Origin of the sequence: Mesorhizobium loti R88b (assembly GCF_013170845.1) — a bacterium.
Classification (GTDB): domain Bacteria; phylum Pseudomonadota; class Alphaproteobacteria; order Rhizobiales; family Rhizobiaceae; genus Mesorhizobium; species Mesorhizobium loti_B.
On record NZ_CP033367.1, the window covers coordinates 1,559,917 to 1,574,110 of the forward strand.

The following is a 14,194-nucleotide window of genomic DNA, read 5'->3' on the forward strand; positions in this document are numbered from 1 at the left end:
CGAAAAGCTTCAAGGAGACAAGGCTATGGCGAATGGGCTCGATGATGTGGTGGCGGCGGAAACCGTGCTGTCCGACGTGGATGGTCTGGGCGGCCGCCTGACGATCAGGGGTCATTCGCTGCCGGAGCTAGCCGGCCGATGGACCTATCCGCAGGTCGTCCGCTTGCTGCTGGACGGCTTCTTCGAGGATTTGCCTGACGACGGCGAACTGGCGGCGAAACTGGGTGAGGCACGCGTCGAGGTGTTCGATCGGCTCGCGCCTTCCCTGCCCGTGCTGGCGCCGCTCGAAATCTACAGCGCCATGCGCGCCGGCATGGCCTTGCTGCCGGATGGCGAAACGCTGAACGACGCGCTCCGGCTGATTGCGGCGCCGGCGGTGCTGACGCCGGCCTTGCTGCGCCTGCAGCGCGGTGAGCAGCCGATCGCGCCGGACGGCGAGGTCGATCATGCCGCCGACATGCTGCGGATGCTGAAAGGCCCCGTCCCATCGCAAGCGTTGGCAAAAGCGCTCGACACCTATCTGGTGACCGTTTGCGACCATGGCCTCAACGCCTCGACCTTTGCCACCCGCGTCGTCGCCTCGACACTGGCCGGCCTGACTTCCTCGGTACTGGCCGGGCTCGGCGCGCTCAAGGGGCCGCTGCATGGCGGCGCGCCCGGTCCGGTGATCGAGATGCTCGATGCGATCCAGGCGCATGGCGATGCGGCCGGCTGGCTGCGCGACGAGATCGCACAGGGAAGGCGCATCATGGGCTTCGGCCATCGCATCTACCGCGTGCGCGATCCGCGCGCCGATGTGCTGAAAGCGGTGGTGCGGCAGCTCGGTGGCGAAGGCGAGACTGGCCGCCGCCTGGCCTTCGCGGAAAAGGTCGAGCAGACGGCGCTCGAAGTGCTGCGGATCGCCAAGCCGCAGCGCGCGCTGCAGACCAATGTCGAGTTCTACACCGCACTCGTGCTGGAAGCGGCGGGTTTTCCGCCGCAGGCTTTCAGCAATGTCTTTGCCGCCGGGCGCGTTGCCGGCTGGATCGCGCATGCGCGCGAGCAGCAGACGACCGGGCGGCTGATCCGTCCGCAATCGCGCTATGTCGGCCCGGTATCGGACCTCGTCGCCTGAAGTTCAATTCTGTTTCGAAAGACCCGAGGCCTCTCCGCATCGAAGCGGAAGGGCCTTTTTCGCGTGACCGAAATTTCATGTGATCACGCGACCGTGTTCGTGTTCTTGCCTTGGTCCGTCCTTATATGCTGCACTGCAACATAAGTCGCCGGCAACTGCATCCTTCAATGACGTGGGGGCAGGTTGGCGCATCAGATGACAGGAACGCCATGACCAAGAACGGTAAGGCGGAGGAAAAGAAGAAGATCAACATCGCGCTTCAGGGCGGCGGCTCGCACGGCGCTTTTTCCTGGGGCGTGCTCGACCGCCTGCTGGAGGACGGCAGGCTGGAGATATCGGCCGTCTCCGGCACCAGCGCCGGCGCCATGAACGCGGTGGCGCTGGCCGACGGATATGTGCGCGGCGGGGTCGAGGGTGCGCGCAAGAAGCTCGATGATTTCTGGCGTGCCGTGGCGGCGAAAGGCCGGTTCAGCCCGGTGCAGCGCATGCCGTGGGATGTTGCCTGGGGCAACTGGTCGATCGAGAACACGCCGGGCTACGTCGTCTTCGACACCATGTCGCGGGTGTTTTCGCCCTATGTCGCCAATCCGCTCGGCCTTAATCCGCTGCGCGACGTGGTGCAGCAGGAGATCGATTTCAAAAATGTCCGCGCTTGCAAGTCGATGGAACTGTTCATTTCGGCGACCAATGTCGAGACTGGACAGCTGCGGGTGTTTTCCGATGGCGAGATCGACCTCGACACGGTGATGGCCTCGGCCTGTCTGCCGCAACTGTTCCGCGCCGTCGAGATCAAGGGCGTGCCCTATTGGGATGGCGGCTATGGCGGCAATCCGGCGCTGTTCCCATTCTTCAAGACGGCGGCAACCGAGGACGTGCTGCTGGTGCAGATCAATCCGGTGGTGCGCGAAGGCACGCCGAGAAGCGCCAACGAGATACAGAACCGCATCGACGAGATCACCTTCAATGCCGGGCTGCTGAGCGAATTCCGCTCCATCGCCTTCGTCAAGGAACTGATCGCCGCCGGCCGCTTGCCGCGTGGCGAATATCGCGACATCCGCATGCACCGCATCGATGCCGACGAGGCGTTCAAGGACCTGTCGGCATCGTCCAAGGTCAATGCCGAATGGGCGTTCCTGAGCTATCTCAGAGATCTCGGCCGCACCGCTGCCAGCGACTGGTTGGAGGAGAATTACGAAGCTGTCGGCAAACGGGCCACGCTCGATCTCTCCGGTGAACTCGATGACGGCTACAAGCCGCTGCGCGGTCCAGCGCCCGGCCGCCGGGTGAAGGAGTTTCTTGCCGCTCGCAAGAACCCCGAAGCCGAACGCCGCCGGGCCTGAGCCTGTCAGATGCCGAAGGAGCGATAGCCGATCCGCATCAGGCCGCCTGGCTATCCCTGGATCGATCAAGACCATCAGCGAGGTCTTTCGGAAATCCGAGTAATGCCCAGGGCGATCCGGCAAAGCGACAACCTTCGCGTGTGGAGGACGCTTCATCATGCTGACGCCTGCTGCCACCAACATTCGGGCGGTGCCGTGCGCCGTGGTTGCGTATTGCCGCACAATGGCGAGCGGAACGATCGACGCCACTCCTGAAAATGGAACGGAAAATAGTCCGGGTTTTCGCGGTCGCACCGTGCTCGTGCCACGCCGCGATCCGGTGGGCCATGCCGACCCTAGACGTTCCGGTGCCACCGATGCTGACGTTCTCGACGCCGGGCTCCATGTCGAAGAGCCGGCCTCGGGCAATCCTCGCCAGATTGGCGTAGCGTGCAATTTTCCGAGCAATTCCAATGCATTGGTCAAGTGCCGCGTTGCCGTGGTTTGATGCCATTCTCTGCCAGCAAATAGTCTGGCTCGTCGGTCAAAATCCGCATCCAGATCTGAAATCCCGTGCACGTTGGCTGCAGCATCTCCGGGAGCGCTATGCAGCCTGTCGGTAATGACAGATCGGTCATCCGGGACTGGCCATGTGAGGCGGATCATGAGCCGGCTGCGAACTCGCTCCGCAGGTATTTTAGCATGTCGAAAGCAGTTTAGCGGCGGCCACACTCTGCCCGACACCGCAATGCTGCTGCAACTTTCGGACTATATTGCGGTGCAACTTTGATGTAGAAGCGCCCTCGCCCATCACGGCAATTTGAACACGGTCAGGCGCGCACCCATATCGGCGACGCGCCCGCGTCATCAAGGCGCGGTGCTGGCCGAACCCGCAACGGAAAAAACGACGATGCCGAGAATCAGGTTTCACAAGCTTGCAGCCATTGTTGTGCTCATTGGCTTCGCGGCCTGGATGGGGACAGGTGAGTTCTCGTCGGTCGGCAGCTTAGCGGCCAACAAGGCCAAGGCGGCCGAGGTCGAGCAGGGCAAGACGCCGGATGCGAGCAAGCCGAAGGCCGCTGAAGCCGAGCCGAAGGCGCCGTTGCGCACCGTCGCGGTGGTGACGCCGCCACGCAAGACCTATGCGCGCGCCATCCGCATCTCCGGGCTGACCGAGGCCGACAAGCGCGCCGTGCTTGCCACCCGCGTCGCCGGCGTCATCGAAAAGCTGCCGGTCAAGCAAGGCGATCACGTCAAGACCGGCGATCTGGTGCTGATGCTGGCCGCCGAGGAAAAGATCTCGATGCGCGACAATGCCAGGCAGCTTGTCGCGCAACGGCAAGCCGAGCTGGACGCGTCCCTGCGGCTGATGAAGACTGGCAATTTGCCCAAGCTGCAGCTCGACACCGCCCGCTCCAATCTGACCCTGGCGCAATCGCAGCTGGATACCGCGCAGGCCGAGCTTGACCGCAACGAAGTGAAGGCGCCCTTCGATGGCGTCATCGATCGCGTGCCGGTGGAACTCGGCAGTTCGGTGATGCAGGGCGGCGAGGTGGCGACCATCCTCAAGCTCGATCCGGTGATTGCGCGCGGCGAGATCAGCGAGCGCGACCTCGGCTATCTCAAGATCGGCGACAAGGCCAATGTGCGGCTGGTCAGCGGCCAGACCGTCGAAGGCACGGTGCGCTATATCAGCCGCGACGCATCGTCGGCGACCCGCACCTTCCGCGTCGAGGTTGCCATTCCCAATGGCGACGGCTCCGTGCCGGCCGGCATGACGGCGGAAATCCAGCTCAGCGCATTGCCGACCGACGCGGTCCTGCTGCCGCGTTCGGTGGTGACGCTGGGCGACAAGGGCGATCTCGGCATCCGCGCCGTCGGCAAGGACAACAAGGTGGCGTTCTTCCCGATCGATCTGGTCGATGACACGCCGACCGGCCTCGTGCTTGGCGGCATCCCGGCCGACGCGCGCATCATCGTTGCCGGCCAGGAGCTGGTGAAGGAAGGCGATGAGGTCAAGCCGGTCGAAGCCGACCAGGCGACCATCAACAAGCTGATCGGCGAAGCCACCGGCGGGACGCAGTAGCGCTGGCCACGGCGGCGGGTACTCCGGGCGGGGTCAATCGGCTGCGACGCAGCTCCTGAAATTCAACGACAGGCGTTAGCCATGGATATCGTCAAACTCGCGATCAACAACGCCCGCCTGACCATCTCGGTCCTGGTCTTCCTGCTGATTGCAGGCTGGGTCGCCTATCAGTCGACGCCGAAGGAAGCGGAACCCGACGTTCCGATTCCGATGATGTATGTCAGCCTGATCTATCAAGGCATTTCGCCTGAAGATTCCGAGCGCCTTCTGCTGCGGCCGATGGAAAGCAAGCTGAAGAGCCTCAAAGGCCTCAAGGAAATGCGCTCGGCCGCCTTCCAGGGCGGCGGTTATGTGCTGGTCGAGTTCCAGCCGCAGACGAACCTGGCGACGGCGCTGCAGGACACGCGCTCCAAGGTGCAGGATGGCAAGGCCGACCTGCCGCAGGCGGCCGAGGAGCCTGTCGTCACCGAGGTCAACATTTCCGAATTCCCGGTGCTCGTCGTCACTCTGTCCGGCGAACTGCCCGAACGCGTGCTGGCCGCCGCGGCGCGCGAACTGCGCGACCGCATTGAGGAGGTGCCGGGCGTTCTCGAAGGTTCGCTGCAGGGCTCGCGCGACGATCTGGTCGAAGTTGTCATCGATCCGATGAAGCTGTCTTCCTACGGCTTGCAGCTCGATCAGCTGATCGGCGCCGTCGGCGCTTCCAACAGCCTTGTCGCCGCAGGCAACATCGAAGGCTCGGAAGGCAAATACGCCGTCAAGGTGCCATCACTGATCGAGACGCCGGAGGATGTGGCGGCGCTGCCGGTGGTGGCCGGCCCCAATGCCGTGGTGCAGGCCAAGGACATCGCGACGATCCGCTCGACCTTCGCCGACGCCACGACGATCACGCGCCTCAACGGCAAGCCGGCCATCGCCATCGAGGTCAAGAAGCGCATCGGCGCCAATCTGATCGACACGCTGACCAAGGTGCGGGCAGTGTCCGACGGCTTCGTCAAGACGATGCCCGAGGGGATGCACGTCACCTACACGCAGGACAAGTCGGTCTTCGTCAACCAGCTGCTTGGCGACCTGCAGAACCATGTGATGATCGCCGTCATCCTGGTGTTCATCGTCATCCTCTACGCGCTGTCCGGCCGTGCCTCGCTGCTTATTGGTCTCGCCATTCCGTCATCCTTCCTGATCGGAATATTGTTGCTGGCGATGATGGGCTACACGATCAACATGATCGTGCTGTTCAGCCTCATCCTGGCGGTCGGCATGTTGGTCGACGACGCCATCATCGTCACCGAATTCGCCGAACGGCGCATGAGCGAGGGCATGCCGAAGCAGGAAGCCTTCGCGCTCGCCGCCAAGCGCATGGCCGGTCCGGTCATCGCCGCGACGATGACGCGCATCGCGGCGTTTTCGCCGCTGCTGTTCTGGCCCGGCATCATCGGCGACTTCATGAAGTACATGCCGATCACGCTGATCGTGACGCTGTCTGCGTCGATGCTTTATGCGCTGGTCTTCGCGCCGACGCTGGGCGCGATCTTCGCCAAGGCACCGGAGCATCACGAGAATGACAATCGCGACGGCTGGTACATGGCCGTCGTCAAGCAGGCGGTGCGCTTCCCCATCACCGTGCTGGTGCTCACCGTCGTGCTGCTGGCCGGCATCTTCGTCGGCTATTCGAAATATGGCGCCGGCGTCGAGTTCTTCCCGAGCGTGGAGCCGGATTACGGCCTGCTCTATGTGCATGCCCGCGGCAACCTCTCGCTGGCCGAAATGGATACCGCGACCAAGATCGCCGAAAACCGGCTGCTCGGCTGGCCCGGCGTGAAGTCGGTCTATACCCGTGTCGGCAAGTCCGACGGCGGCGGGCAGGATGTGCCCGAAGACGTTGTCGGCGTTATCCAGTACGAATTCATCGACTGGCGCGAGCGCAAATCGGCGAACGATATCCTGAACGATCTGCGTGGCGTCATGGCCGGCATTCCCGGCGTCGATGTCGAGGTGCGCGTGCCGGAAGCCGGCCCGCCGACCGGCAAGCCGATCCAGATCAGGCTTTCGGCAGTCGATCCCAAGGGATTGGACGAGAAGGCGCGTGCGGTGGCAGCGCGCATCGCCAAGGTGCCCGGCGTCATCGATATCTCCGACGGCCTGCCGCCGCCCGGTGTCGACTGGGCGATCGAGGTCGACCGTGCCAAGGCAGCGCAATACGGCATCAGCCCGACCGCCGTCGGGACGGTGGTGCAACTCGTCACCAATGGTCTGAAGCTCTCGGAATACCGGCCTGCCGGCGCCGACAAGGCGGTCGACATTCGGCTGCGCCTGCCGGAGGACCGGCGTACGCTGTCGACGCTTGACGAACTCAGGGTGCAGACCTCGCAAGGATCGGTACCGATCTCGAACTTCGTCGTGCGTAAGGCGAAGCCGAGCGTCGGCATCCTCAACCGTATCGACGGTGCCCGCACCGTGGTGGTGCAGGCCAACGTTGCCGCCGGCGCCCAGGTGGCGGCCGTCCAGCAGGAGGTTACGCAGGCCGTCACCGACATGAATCTCGGCAGCGGCATCCGCTGGAAGCTCGCCGGCTCGAACGAGGACAGCGCCGAAGCCAGCGCCTTCCTCAGCAAGGCCTTCGGTGCGGCGATTTTCCTGATCTTCCTGGTGCTGCTGGCGCAGTTCAACAAGTTCACCAGTGTCTGGCTGGTGCTGTCCTGCGTGGTCATGGCGACGATCGGCGTCTTCCTCGGGCTGCTGATAACAGGCGAGACGTTCGGCATCGTCATGTCGGGCATCGGCGTCATCGCGCTGGCCGGCGTGGTGGTCAACAACAACATCGTGCTGATCGACACCTATGACCGACTGCGTGAAGAAGGCTGGGACAAGATGGAGGCTGTGCTGCAGACCTGCCGCGAGCGCGCGCGGCCGGTGGTGCTGACGGCGGTGTCGGCCATCCTCGGCGTGCTGCCGATCGCCTTCGGCCTTGGCCTGGAAATCTTCCATCACGAGACGACGATCAATGCGCCGTCGACGCAATGGTGGATTTCGCTGTCCTCGGCGATCGTCTTCGGCCTGTCCTTCGCCACCGTACTGACACTGGTGGTGACGCCATCGATGCTGATGGTGTTTACCCGCGCCAAGATCAAGCCCGGCGCGCGGCGCGGTCTGTTCAGCCGGCTGTTCCGGCGCGGCAAGGGCGAGATCTCGTCGGATGCGCCGACGGTGAACGCCGAACCGGCGATCGCCTTCCCGAAAGCCGCCGAATAGGCGCACTGTGTGATTTGGAATGGCAAAGGCCGCCCGGAACAACCGGGCGGCCTTTTGCATTGTTCCCCCGCACGACTTCAAATGCGGGGAACTCTTCATGCCGATCAGCACCATCGTCATCATCGTCCTGATCCTTGTCCTCATCGGCGCGGTGCCGGCGTGGCCGCATTCGCGCTCGTGGGGTTATGGACCGTCGGGCATTCTTGGCGTGGTACTGGTGGTTGTCCTGGTGTTGCTGCTGATGGGGCGGCTCTGAGTTCGCGCCGCTCTCATCGTTGCGCTCAGGCAGCTTTCGAAGCGCCGTTCACGGTGGCGATACCGATGTCTTGCAGGGCCGCGGCGACCGCCTGATCGAGCGGTGTGTGCGGAATCTCGCCGATGATGCCTTCCAGCCGGGTCGAGGCCAGTTGATGCGGCTCGAAGCGCAGATATGACATCGAGACGATCTCGCGCCACATCGCCACGAACGGGCTGCCGGCGCGCAGCACCCACCAGGGCATCGAGGTCATCTTGAGCGGACGGCCGACGGCCTTCTCGGCGGCCGCCTTGATCTGCAGATCGGTGACCGCGTGGCCCGGAAAGTTCAGCGACTCATAGGGGCCGAGCTTGTCGAGATTCTTCGCCAGTGCGACGAAGCCAACGGCGAAATCCGGCAGATAGGCCCATTCATGCACGAGGTCGACCGGGCCGGGTGCGGTGTAGGTGCCCTTGCCGATCTTGGCGGCGACGACCAGGTCGAACCAGGAGCCGCTGCCGGTGCCGCCGAAGAAGTCGCCGGCCCGCAGAATGATGGTGCGGACGCGGCCGGCCTCGGCCTCGCTGCGGAACAGGTCTTCCATGGCGCAGCGGATGCGGCCCTTCTCTGTCGTCGGGTGGAACGGCGTGTCTTCCGTGATCACCGCCGGCATCGGCGAGCCGTAATTGTAGACGGTGCCGGGGAAGAGATGCAGCGCGCCGTTGGCATGGCAAGCGGCCATGACGTTTTCGGCCATCGGCAGGCACTTGCCCCAGTCGGTGTAGATCGGGTTGAGGCCGTTGAAGATGATGTCGACGCCCTCGGTGGCGCGGGTCAGCGATTGGCGGTCCAGCGCGTCGCCGGCAACCGCCGTGGCGCCCTTGAGTTCGGCCGGCACCTTGCCGGTGCGGGTGACAGCGCGGACGTCGAAGCCGGCATCGATAAAAGCCTTGCCGACGACGCGGCCGAGGCGGCCATTGGCGCCGAGGATTGCGATCTTGGTCATCTGAGTTCTCCTGTTTGGTGATTGCTGGGGTGTCGTTGTTTGCAGGTCGAATATCGCTCCATCACATTCGAATAGAAATTGACTATGTCTGGACATTTGATATTCAAAAATGAATGGAAGATATCGATTGGAACCTCATCAAGAGCTTCGTCACGGTCGCGGAAACCGGCAGCCTGTCGGCGGCCGCGCGCAAGCTGTCGGCCAGCCAGCCGACGCTTGGCCGTCACATCGGGGAACTGGAGCAGGCGCTCGGTGTCACCCTGTTCCGGCGCGGGCGAAGCGGCTATGCGCTGACGGAAGCCGGCGCCACGCTGTTCGAGCGCGGCAAGGCGGTGAGCGAACAGGCGAGCGGTTTTTCACTGCTGGCGCTGGGCTCGGTCGAGGCCATCGAGGGTACGGTACGCATTGCCGCCAGCGAGGTGGTGGCTGCCTATGTGCTGCCCGACATGATGGCGCGGCTCGGCATTGAGGAACCCGGCATCGAGGTTGAGATCGTCGCCTCGAACCAAGTCGAGAACCTGCTGCGCCGAGACGCCGACATCGCCATCCGCATGGTCAAGCCGGCGCAGAACGAGTTGGTGGCGCGCAAGGTCTGCGACATCGCGCTGTGCGCCTGCGCGGCGACATCCTATCTCGATCGGCGCGGCCGTCCGCTGGGACCGGCCGATCTCGTCGACCACGCGCTGATAGGTTTCGACCGCGGCGACGAAATAATCCGAGGCTTCAATCAGCATGGCATTCCGGTCACCCGTGGCAGTTTCCGCTTCAGGGCCGACAACCAGATCGTTTTATGGGAAGCGGTGCGGGCGGGAAACGGCATTGGCCTTGGCCAGGAGCCGCTTGCCGATCGCGATCCGCTGGTGGAGAAAGTGCTGCCCGGCCTGCCGCTGCCTGACTTGCCGGTGTGGCTGGCCATGCATCGCGACGTGCGCAGCAGCGTGCGCATCCGCCGCGTGGCTGACTTTCTCCACGAGGAGCTGAAACGCTATTCGGCGGGTGCTGGTGCGAATTCGGCGCGGTGAGCGAGGCCCGCCATCAGCAAGACGACAATCAGCAGCACCGACATGGCGATGAAGATCGGGCCGAAGCTGGAATGCTCGGCGACGAAGCCGATCGCCGACGGCGCCACCAGAATGCCGGAATAGCCCATGGTGGTGACGACGCTCATGCCGGTTCCAGACGACATGCCTTCCTGGTTGCCGCCTGCCGAAAAGATGATCGGCACCATATTGGCGATGCCAAAGCCGCACAGGGCAAAGGCGGCGATGGCGAGCCAGGGGGAGGGTGACAGGCCGGCGATCAGCATGCCGGCGGCAGCGACAACAGCCGAGCCACGCAGCGTCGTCACCGCGCCAAAACGGTTGCGCACGCCGTCGCCGAAGAAGCGCATGATCGCCATGACGCCGGAGAAGGCGGCGTAGGCCAGACCGGCGACGGCAAGGTCGGCACCGAGTTCCTGCCTGAGATACAGCGCTGCCCAATCGAGTACCGCGCCTTCGGAGATCATCGTCAGCAACGCCATCAGCCCGATCAGGTAGACCAACGGGTTTGCCGGTAGGGCGAATTTATGATGCTCGGCCGCCTGCGGCTTGTCCTCGGCGACCAGATGGCCGACGGCAAACGCGATCACCGCGAAGGCAAGCACTGTCACCACCGCGGCGTGGGCGAGATGGCCGTAGTGCTGGATGGCAAAGCCGCCGAGGCCGCCTCCGGCGAAACCGCCAAGGCTCCAGAAGCCGTGCGAGGAAGACATGATCGCGCGCGACAATTTTCGCTCCACCACCACTGCATTGGCATTCATGGCGACATCCATGCCGCCGATCGAGCCGCCGAAAATGACCATGGCAATCGCCGCCAGCGGCACGTTGGGCGCCAGCGCTACGACCAGCAGGCCAAGGCTGCCGCAAAGGGCGAACCAGCGCAGCACGGTGCGCGAGCCATGTCTGGAGATCAGATGGCCGCACCAGCTCATCGCGGCGACGGCGCCGACGCCGAACAAGAGGATCAGCAGGCCGAGCGTGAACTTGGTGATGTCGAGCCGGGTCAGGAACACCGGGATCTGCGGCGCCCAGCTGCCGGTCAGGAAGCCATTAGCGAGGAAAATGGCCGCCACGGCCCATCGCCCGCGAATGGCAGTCTGCATGGCGTTTGGCGCGTTCATAAGGCGAATCCGGTCAGAAAATGGCTTTGCGCGGCAAATTAGATCGATTCAAATTGTAGTCAAGCGCTGCCTGTGTGGAGATGCTTGGACCAAAGGTTGAAATAGGACCGGCATTGCTGATGGCGGGCTGACACCTCGGAGATTAGCCGAAACGCGCCTCCCTTCGTCATCCACGGGCGGAGCAAGGAGCGAAGCGACGCGGCGCAGACCCGAGGATCCATTCCGTGCCAAATGTGCGATGATACGGTGCAGAATCTGGCTTGGTGGCGCGACCTTCATTCTGAGCCGCTGTGCTTGTGCCGGCCGTCACGGCATGGATCCTAGGGTCTGCGCCGCGTCGCTTCGCTCCTTGCTCCGCCCTAGGATGACGAAGCCGCGGAGGTTTGGTCCACACAGGCGCCGGAAGAAGGTGGTCGGCGGTCGCTCGCCGTATCAGGCCTGCCTAGTGATCCTTCGGCCGCCTGGCCTCAAATTCGGCCTTCTTGGCATCCGAGGCCTCGGTCTGGTTTAGTGCCTGCCACTCGGCATAGGGCATGCCGTAGACGATCTCGCGCGACTGGTCCTTGCCGAGGTCGACGCCCTCGGCGTTCGCCGCCTCGCGGTACCAGTTCGACAGGCAGTTGCGGCAGAAGCCGGCGAGATTCATCAGGTCGATGTTCTGCACGTCGTTGCGTTCTCTGAGGTGCTCGACCAGGCGCCGAAAGGCGGCGGCCTCGAAATCGCGCTTTTGCTCGTCGCTGAGTTCGGTCATTTTCCTGATCCTCACACCGGCCCGGTGCGCGAGCCAAACATCTTCACGACATGTATATCGGGACGGCGGTTGATCGCGTCAACGATCGGTGCCAGGCGCTCGGCCCAGGCGATCGCGCCCTTCTGGTCTGATATCAGGTCCTGGCGGATCTCGATCAATGCGTGGGCGTAGCCATTGACAATGGCATGCTTGAACATGGTGTCGCCACGCAGCGCGCCGTCATAGGGCTCGTTGTCGCCGACGACGAGGTTTTTGTCTCTGGCCAGCATGTCGATCAGCGGCCGCGCCACCCGGTCGTCAAGGTCCCACAATATGCCGACATGCCATGGGCGCTTGATGCCCTGCATGACCGGCGTGAAGGAATGCACTGAGAAGATGAAGGGTGCCTGTCCGGAAGCCTGCGCGACGGAAGCAATCATGGCGCCGACCGCGTCGTGGTAGGGCCGGTAGAAGGTGTCGAGCCGCCTTTCGCGCTCCTCGGGCGCCATCGGATAATTTCCCGGCACGACGGTTCCATCATAGAGCTGGCGAATGAGCGTCGGGTCGTCCTCGCCGCGATTGGGATCAATCAGCAGCCGCGAGAAATTGGCGATCACCGCCGGCACGCCGAGCAGGGCGGCCAGTTCGCGCGTCACCGCTTCGACGCCGATGTCGTAGGCGATGTGGCGGTCGAACTCCGCCGAGGGCATGCCGAGGGTGCCATAGTCGTCCGGCAGGTCGCGGCGGGCATGATCGGCCAAAAGCACGGTGCCTCGCTTGCGGTCGCCCTCGACAATGTCGAAAGGCGCGAAAACTGTGGATCGGGTCATTGGCGGGAATGGTCTGTTCGCTGGCTTTCGGGACTGTCGTCATACTGTGACGAGGATGGATTTCTTACAACCCCTTGAATTGTCAGCGATCATTTACAACACACGATAACCGTACGATTGATCCGATCATCCGGGACGGCTTCGAAAGGATTGCTGCCATTCGTTGCGTCTAATATGGCGTGTTTCACGCGTTTGCCCAAAGGATCTCGGCCCAGCTATGAAGCCGGACTCACAGACCCAGTTCGATCTCATCGTCGTCGGTGGCGGCCCAGCCGGCAGCGCGGCCGCGTTCACCGCGGCATCTCAGGGATTTCGAACCTGCCTCATCGACAAAACTGCGTTTCCTCGGGACAAGTTGTGCGGAGGGCTCGTCAGCGGCCGTAGCAAAGCGGTGTTCGAGGCCGTGTTTCGACGATCCTGGGATGAAAAATTGTTCGTCTCTTCGGATCGCTTGCGCTTCTATTCCAACAACAGCTTCCTGGCGGACAATACTGGTTATTCCACGCTCTATTTCACAATGCGCAAGGAATTCGACAACTACCTTCTGGAGATCGCCAGGGAGGCCTCTGTTGATCTGAGGCTCAGCGCGGAGATCGTCAACGTCGACCTCCAAAACAACATGCTGCAACTCAAAACCGGAGAATCCTTGGCCTTCAGGTTTCTGATTGGGGCTGATGGCGTGAACAGCCAAATCGCGAAAGCCCTTTTCGGAGCCTCCTTCGATCCCAAGACCATCGGATTTGGCCTTGAAGTGGAGGTTCCACGATCCGCTATGCCTGATGCCTCAGATCGCGTGGAGATCGATTTCGGCGCCGCTCACTGGGGGTACGGCTGGATATTCCCGAAACACAAGACGTTCACAATTGGCGTTGGGGGCATTCACCGGTTCAACCCCGACCTCAAACAAAGCCTTGAGACGTACCTGTCATACAAGAATCTCGCGATCGCCGACTACAGGGTAAAGGGCCAGTATATTCCCTTTGGGGATTTCCGAAGGACGCCTGGAAGAGGCAATATTCTCCTCTGCGGCGACGCTGCCGGGGTCGTGGATCCAATAACAGGCGAAGGAATCGCTTACGCGATGGAGACGGGGGCCGCGGCGGCCAACGCGGTTCTTTCCTCCAATGAGAAAGGCGTCGGATCATCCGCGCTGCAGGAATATGGTGGCGAATACTCGAAAATCTCCGCCAGCCTGCGGCAGGCCAACATTTTGAGATATTTTATCTTTCCGAAGCTTGTCCATAAACCCTTCGCCTGGGCCTTTGCCGATGCAAGCACTCTGCAGAACGGATATCTGGATATCTTGGCAGGAAGGCATGGCTACAACGCTTTGTATGGCCTTTTTCTGCGCCAAGTCACGAAGGCTGCTCGCAAGGCTTTGATCTACTCGTCGCGAAAATTCCTTGGCATGCTGCGAATTGGCAGATGAGCCGATGTGGTGGGGTTGAATGTTCGCGACCT

12 protein-coding genes are annotated in these 14,194 nt (G+C 62.9%); 8 read left to right on the forward strand and 4 right to left on the reverse strand.

Features of this window, described 5'->3' with window-relative positions:
- Window positions 1–25 precede the first annotated feature (25 nt).
- The 6 genes from EB235_RS07575 to EB235_RS07600 all read left to right on the forward strand — a co-directional run bounded on the left by EB235_RS07575 (window position 26) and on the right by EB235_RS07600 (window position 8,027).
- Window positions 26–1,114 (forward strand): citrate synthase/methylcitrate synthase, encoded by a 1,089-nt coding sequence (locus EB235_RS07575; RefSeq protein WP_027031573.1) that lies wholly within the window; start codon window positions 26–28, stop codon window positions 1,112–1,114.
- A 209-nt stretch (window positions 1,115–1,323) separates the two neighbouring features.
- A complete protein-coding gene (locus EB235_RS07580; protein ID WP_027031572.1) occupies window positions 1,324–2,454 on the forward strand; it encodes a patatin-like phospholipase family protein in 1,131 nt (376 codons plus the stop codon).
- A gap of 157 nt (window positions 2,455–2,611) precedes the next feature.
- Window positions 2,612–2,941, forward strand: a complete 330-nt coding sequence (locus tag EB235_RS07585) for a hypothetical protein (RefSeq protein WP_155256427.1) — start codon at window positions 2,612–2,614, stop codon at window positions 2,939–2,941.
- Between the two features lie 402 nt (window positions 2,942–3,343).
- Complete coding sequence (locus tag EB235_RS07590; protein ID WP_027031571.1) at window positions 3,344–4,519, forward strand: efflux RND transporter periplasmic adaptor subunit; 1,176 nt, start codon at window positions 3,344–3,346, stop codon at window positions 4,517–4,519.
- A gap of 81 nt (window positions 4,520–4,600) precedes the next feature.
- On the forward strand, window positions 4,601–7,771 hold the full coding sequence (locus tag EB235_RS07595; protein WP_027031570.1) for an efflux RND transporter permease subunit: 3,171 nt from the start codon (window positions 4,601–4,603) through the stop codon (window positions 7,769–7,771).
- A gap of 97 nt (window positions 7,772–7,868) precedes the next feature.
- Window positions 7,869–8,027 carry a DUF3309 family protein gene (locus EB235_RS07600; RefSeq protein WP_032926532.1) on the forward strand — a complete coding sequence of 53 codons (159 nt, stop codon included), beginning with the start codon at window positions 7,869–7,871 and terminating at the stop codon, window positions 8,025–8,027.
- 25 nt (window positions 8,028–8,052) lie between these two features.
- Here the strand turns inward: EB235_RS07600 and EB235_RS07605 are convergent, their stop codons facing one another.
- Complete coding sequence (locus EB235_RS07605; RefSeq protein WP_027031569.1) at window positions 8,053–9,012, reverse strand: SDR family oxidoreductase; 960 nt, start codon at window positions 9,010–9,012, stop codon at window positions 8,053–8,055.
- Window positions 9,013–9,125: 113 nt separating this feature from the next.
- Between EB235_RS07605 and EB235_RS07610 the strand changes: the two genes are divergently transcribed.
- Window positions 9,126–10,034: a LysR family transcriptional regulator gene (locus tag EB235_RS07610; protein ID WP_027031568.1), complete on the forward strand. Its 909-nt coding sequence runs from the start codon at window positions 9,126–9,128 to the stop codon at window positions 10,032–10,034.
- On the opposite strand, the gene EB235_RS07615 is transcribed toward EB235_RS07610, so the two are convergent.
- The 3 genes from EB235_RS07615 to EB235_RS07625 all read right to left on the reverse strand — a co-directional run bounded on the left by EB235_RS07615 (window position 9,998) and on the right by EB235_RS07625 (window position 12,733).
- Entirely contained in the window at window positions 9,998–11,173 is a 1,176-nt protein-coding gene (locus EB235_RS07615; RefSeq protein ID WP_027031567.1) for an MFS transporter, read from the reverse strand. The two genes, EB235_RS07610 and EB235_RS07615, sit on opposite strands and share 37 nt — an antisense overlap.
- A gap of 442 nt (window positions 11,174–11,615) precedes the next feature.
- Window positions 11,616–11,924 (reverse strand): DUF1244 domain-containing protein, encoded by a 309-nt coding sequence (locus EB235_RS07620; protein ID WP_027031566.1) that lies wholly within the window; start codon window positions 11,922–11,924, stop codon window positions 11,616–11,618.
- Window positions 11,925–11,935: 11 nt separating this feature from the next.
- A complete protein-coding gene (locus EB235_RS07625) occupies window positions 11,936–12,733 on the reverse strand; it encodes an N-formylglutamate amidohydrolase (RefSeq protein ID WP_027031565.1) in 798 nt (265 codons plus the stop codon).
- 217 nt (window positions 12,734–12,950) lie between these two features.
- Between EB235_RS07625 and EB235_RS07630 the strand changes: the two genes are divergently transcribed.
- Complete coding sequence (locus EB235_RS07630) at window positions 12,951–14,162, forward strand: geranylgeranyl reductase family protein (protein ID WP_051429705.1); 1,212 nt, start codon at window positions 12,951–12,953, stop codon at window positions 14,160–14,162.
- The last annotated feature ends 32 nt before the right edge of the window (window positions 14,163–14,194 follow it).

Excerpts from the sequence above, each read along its gene's own strand:
- EB235_RS07610 (WP_027031568.1), top strand. The coding sequence starts at position 9,126 with ATGGAAGATATCGATTGGAACCTCATCAAGAGCTTCGTCACGGTCGCG.
- EB235_RS07605 (WP_027031569.1), bottom strand. The coding sequence starts at position 9,012 with ATGACCAAGATCGCAATCCTCGGCGCCAATGGCCGCCTCGGCCGCGTC.
- EB235_RS07630 (WP_051429705.1), top strand. The coding sequence starts at position 12,951 with ATGAAGCCGGACTCACAGACCCAGTTCGATCTCATCGTCGTCGGTGGC.
- EB235_RS07575 (WP_027031573.1), top strand. The coding sequence starts at position 26 with ATGGCGAATGGGCTCGATGATGTGGTGGCGGCGGAAACCGTGCTGTCC.
- EB235_RS07620 (WP_027031566.1), bottom strand. The coding sequence starts at position 11,924 with ATGACCGAACTCAGCGACGAGCAAAAGCGCGATTTCGAGGCCGCCGCC.
- EB235_RS07615 (WP_027031567.1), bottom strand. The coding sequence starts at position 11,173 with ATGAACGCGCCAAACGCCATGCAGACTGCCATTCGCGGGCGATGGGCC.
- EB235_RS07595 (WP_027031570.1), top strand. The coding sequence starts at position 4,601 with ATGGATATCGTCAAACTCGCGATCAACAACGCCCGCCTGACCATCTCG.
- EB235_RS07600 (WP_032926532.1), top strand. The coding sequence starts at position 7,869 with ATGCCGATCAGCACCATCGTCATCATCGTCCTGATCCTTGTCCTCATC.
- EB235_RS07585 (WP_155256427.1), top strand. The coding sequence starts at position 2,612 with ATGCTGACGCCTGCTGCCACCAACATTCGGGCGGTGCCGTGCGCCGTG.
- EB235_RS07625 (WP_027031565.1), bottom strand. The coding sequence starts at position 12,733 with ATGACCCGATCCACAGTTTTCGCGCCTTTCGACATTGTCGAGGGCGAC.
- EB235_RS07580 (WP_027031572.1), top strand. The coding sequence starts at position 1,324 with ATGACCAAGAACGGTAAGGCGGAGGAAAAGAAGAAGATCAACATCGCG.
- EB235_RS07590 (WP_027031571.1), top strand. The coding sequence starts at position 3,344 with ATGCCGAGAATCAGGTTTCACAAGCTTGCAGCCATTGTTGTGCTCATT.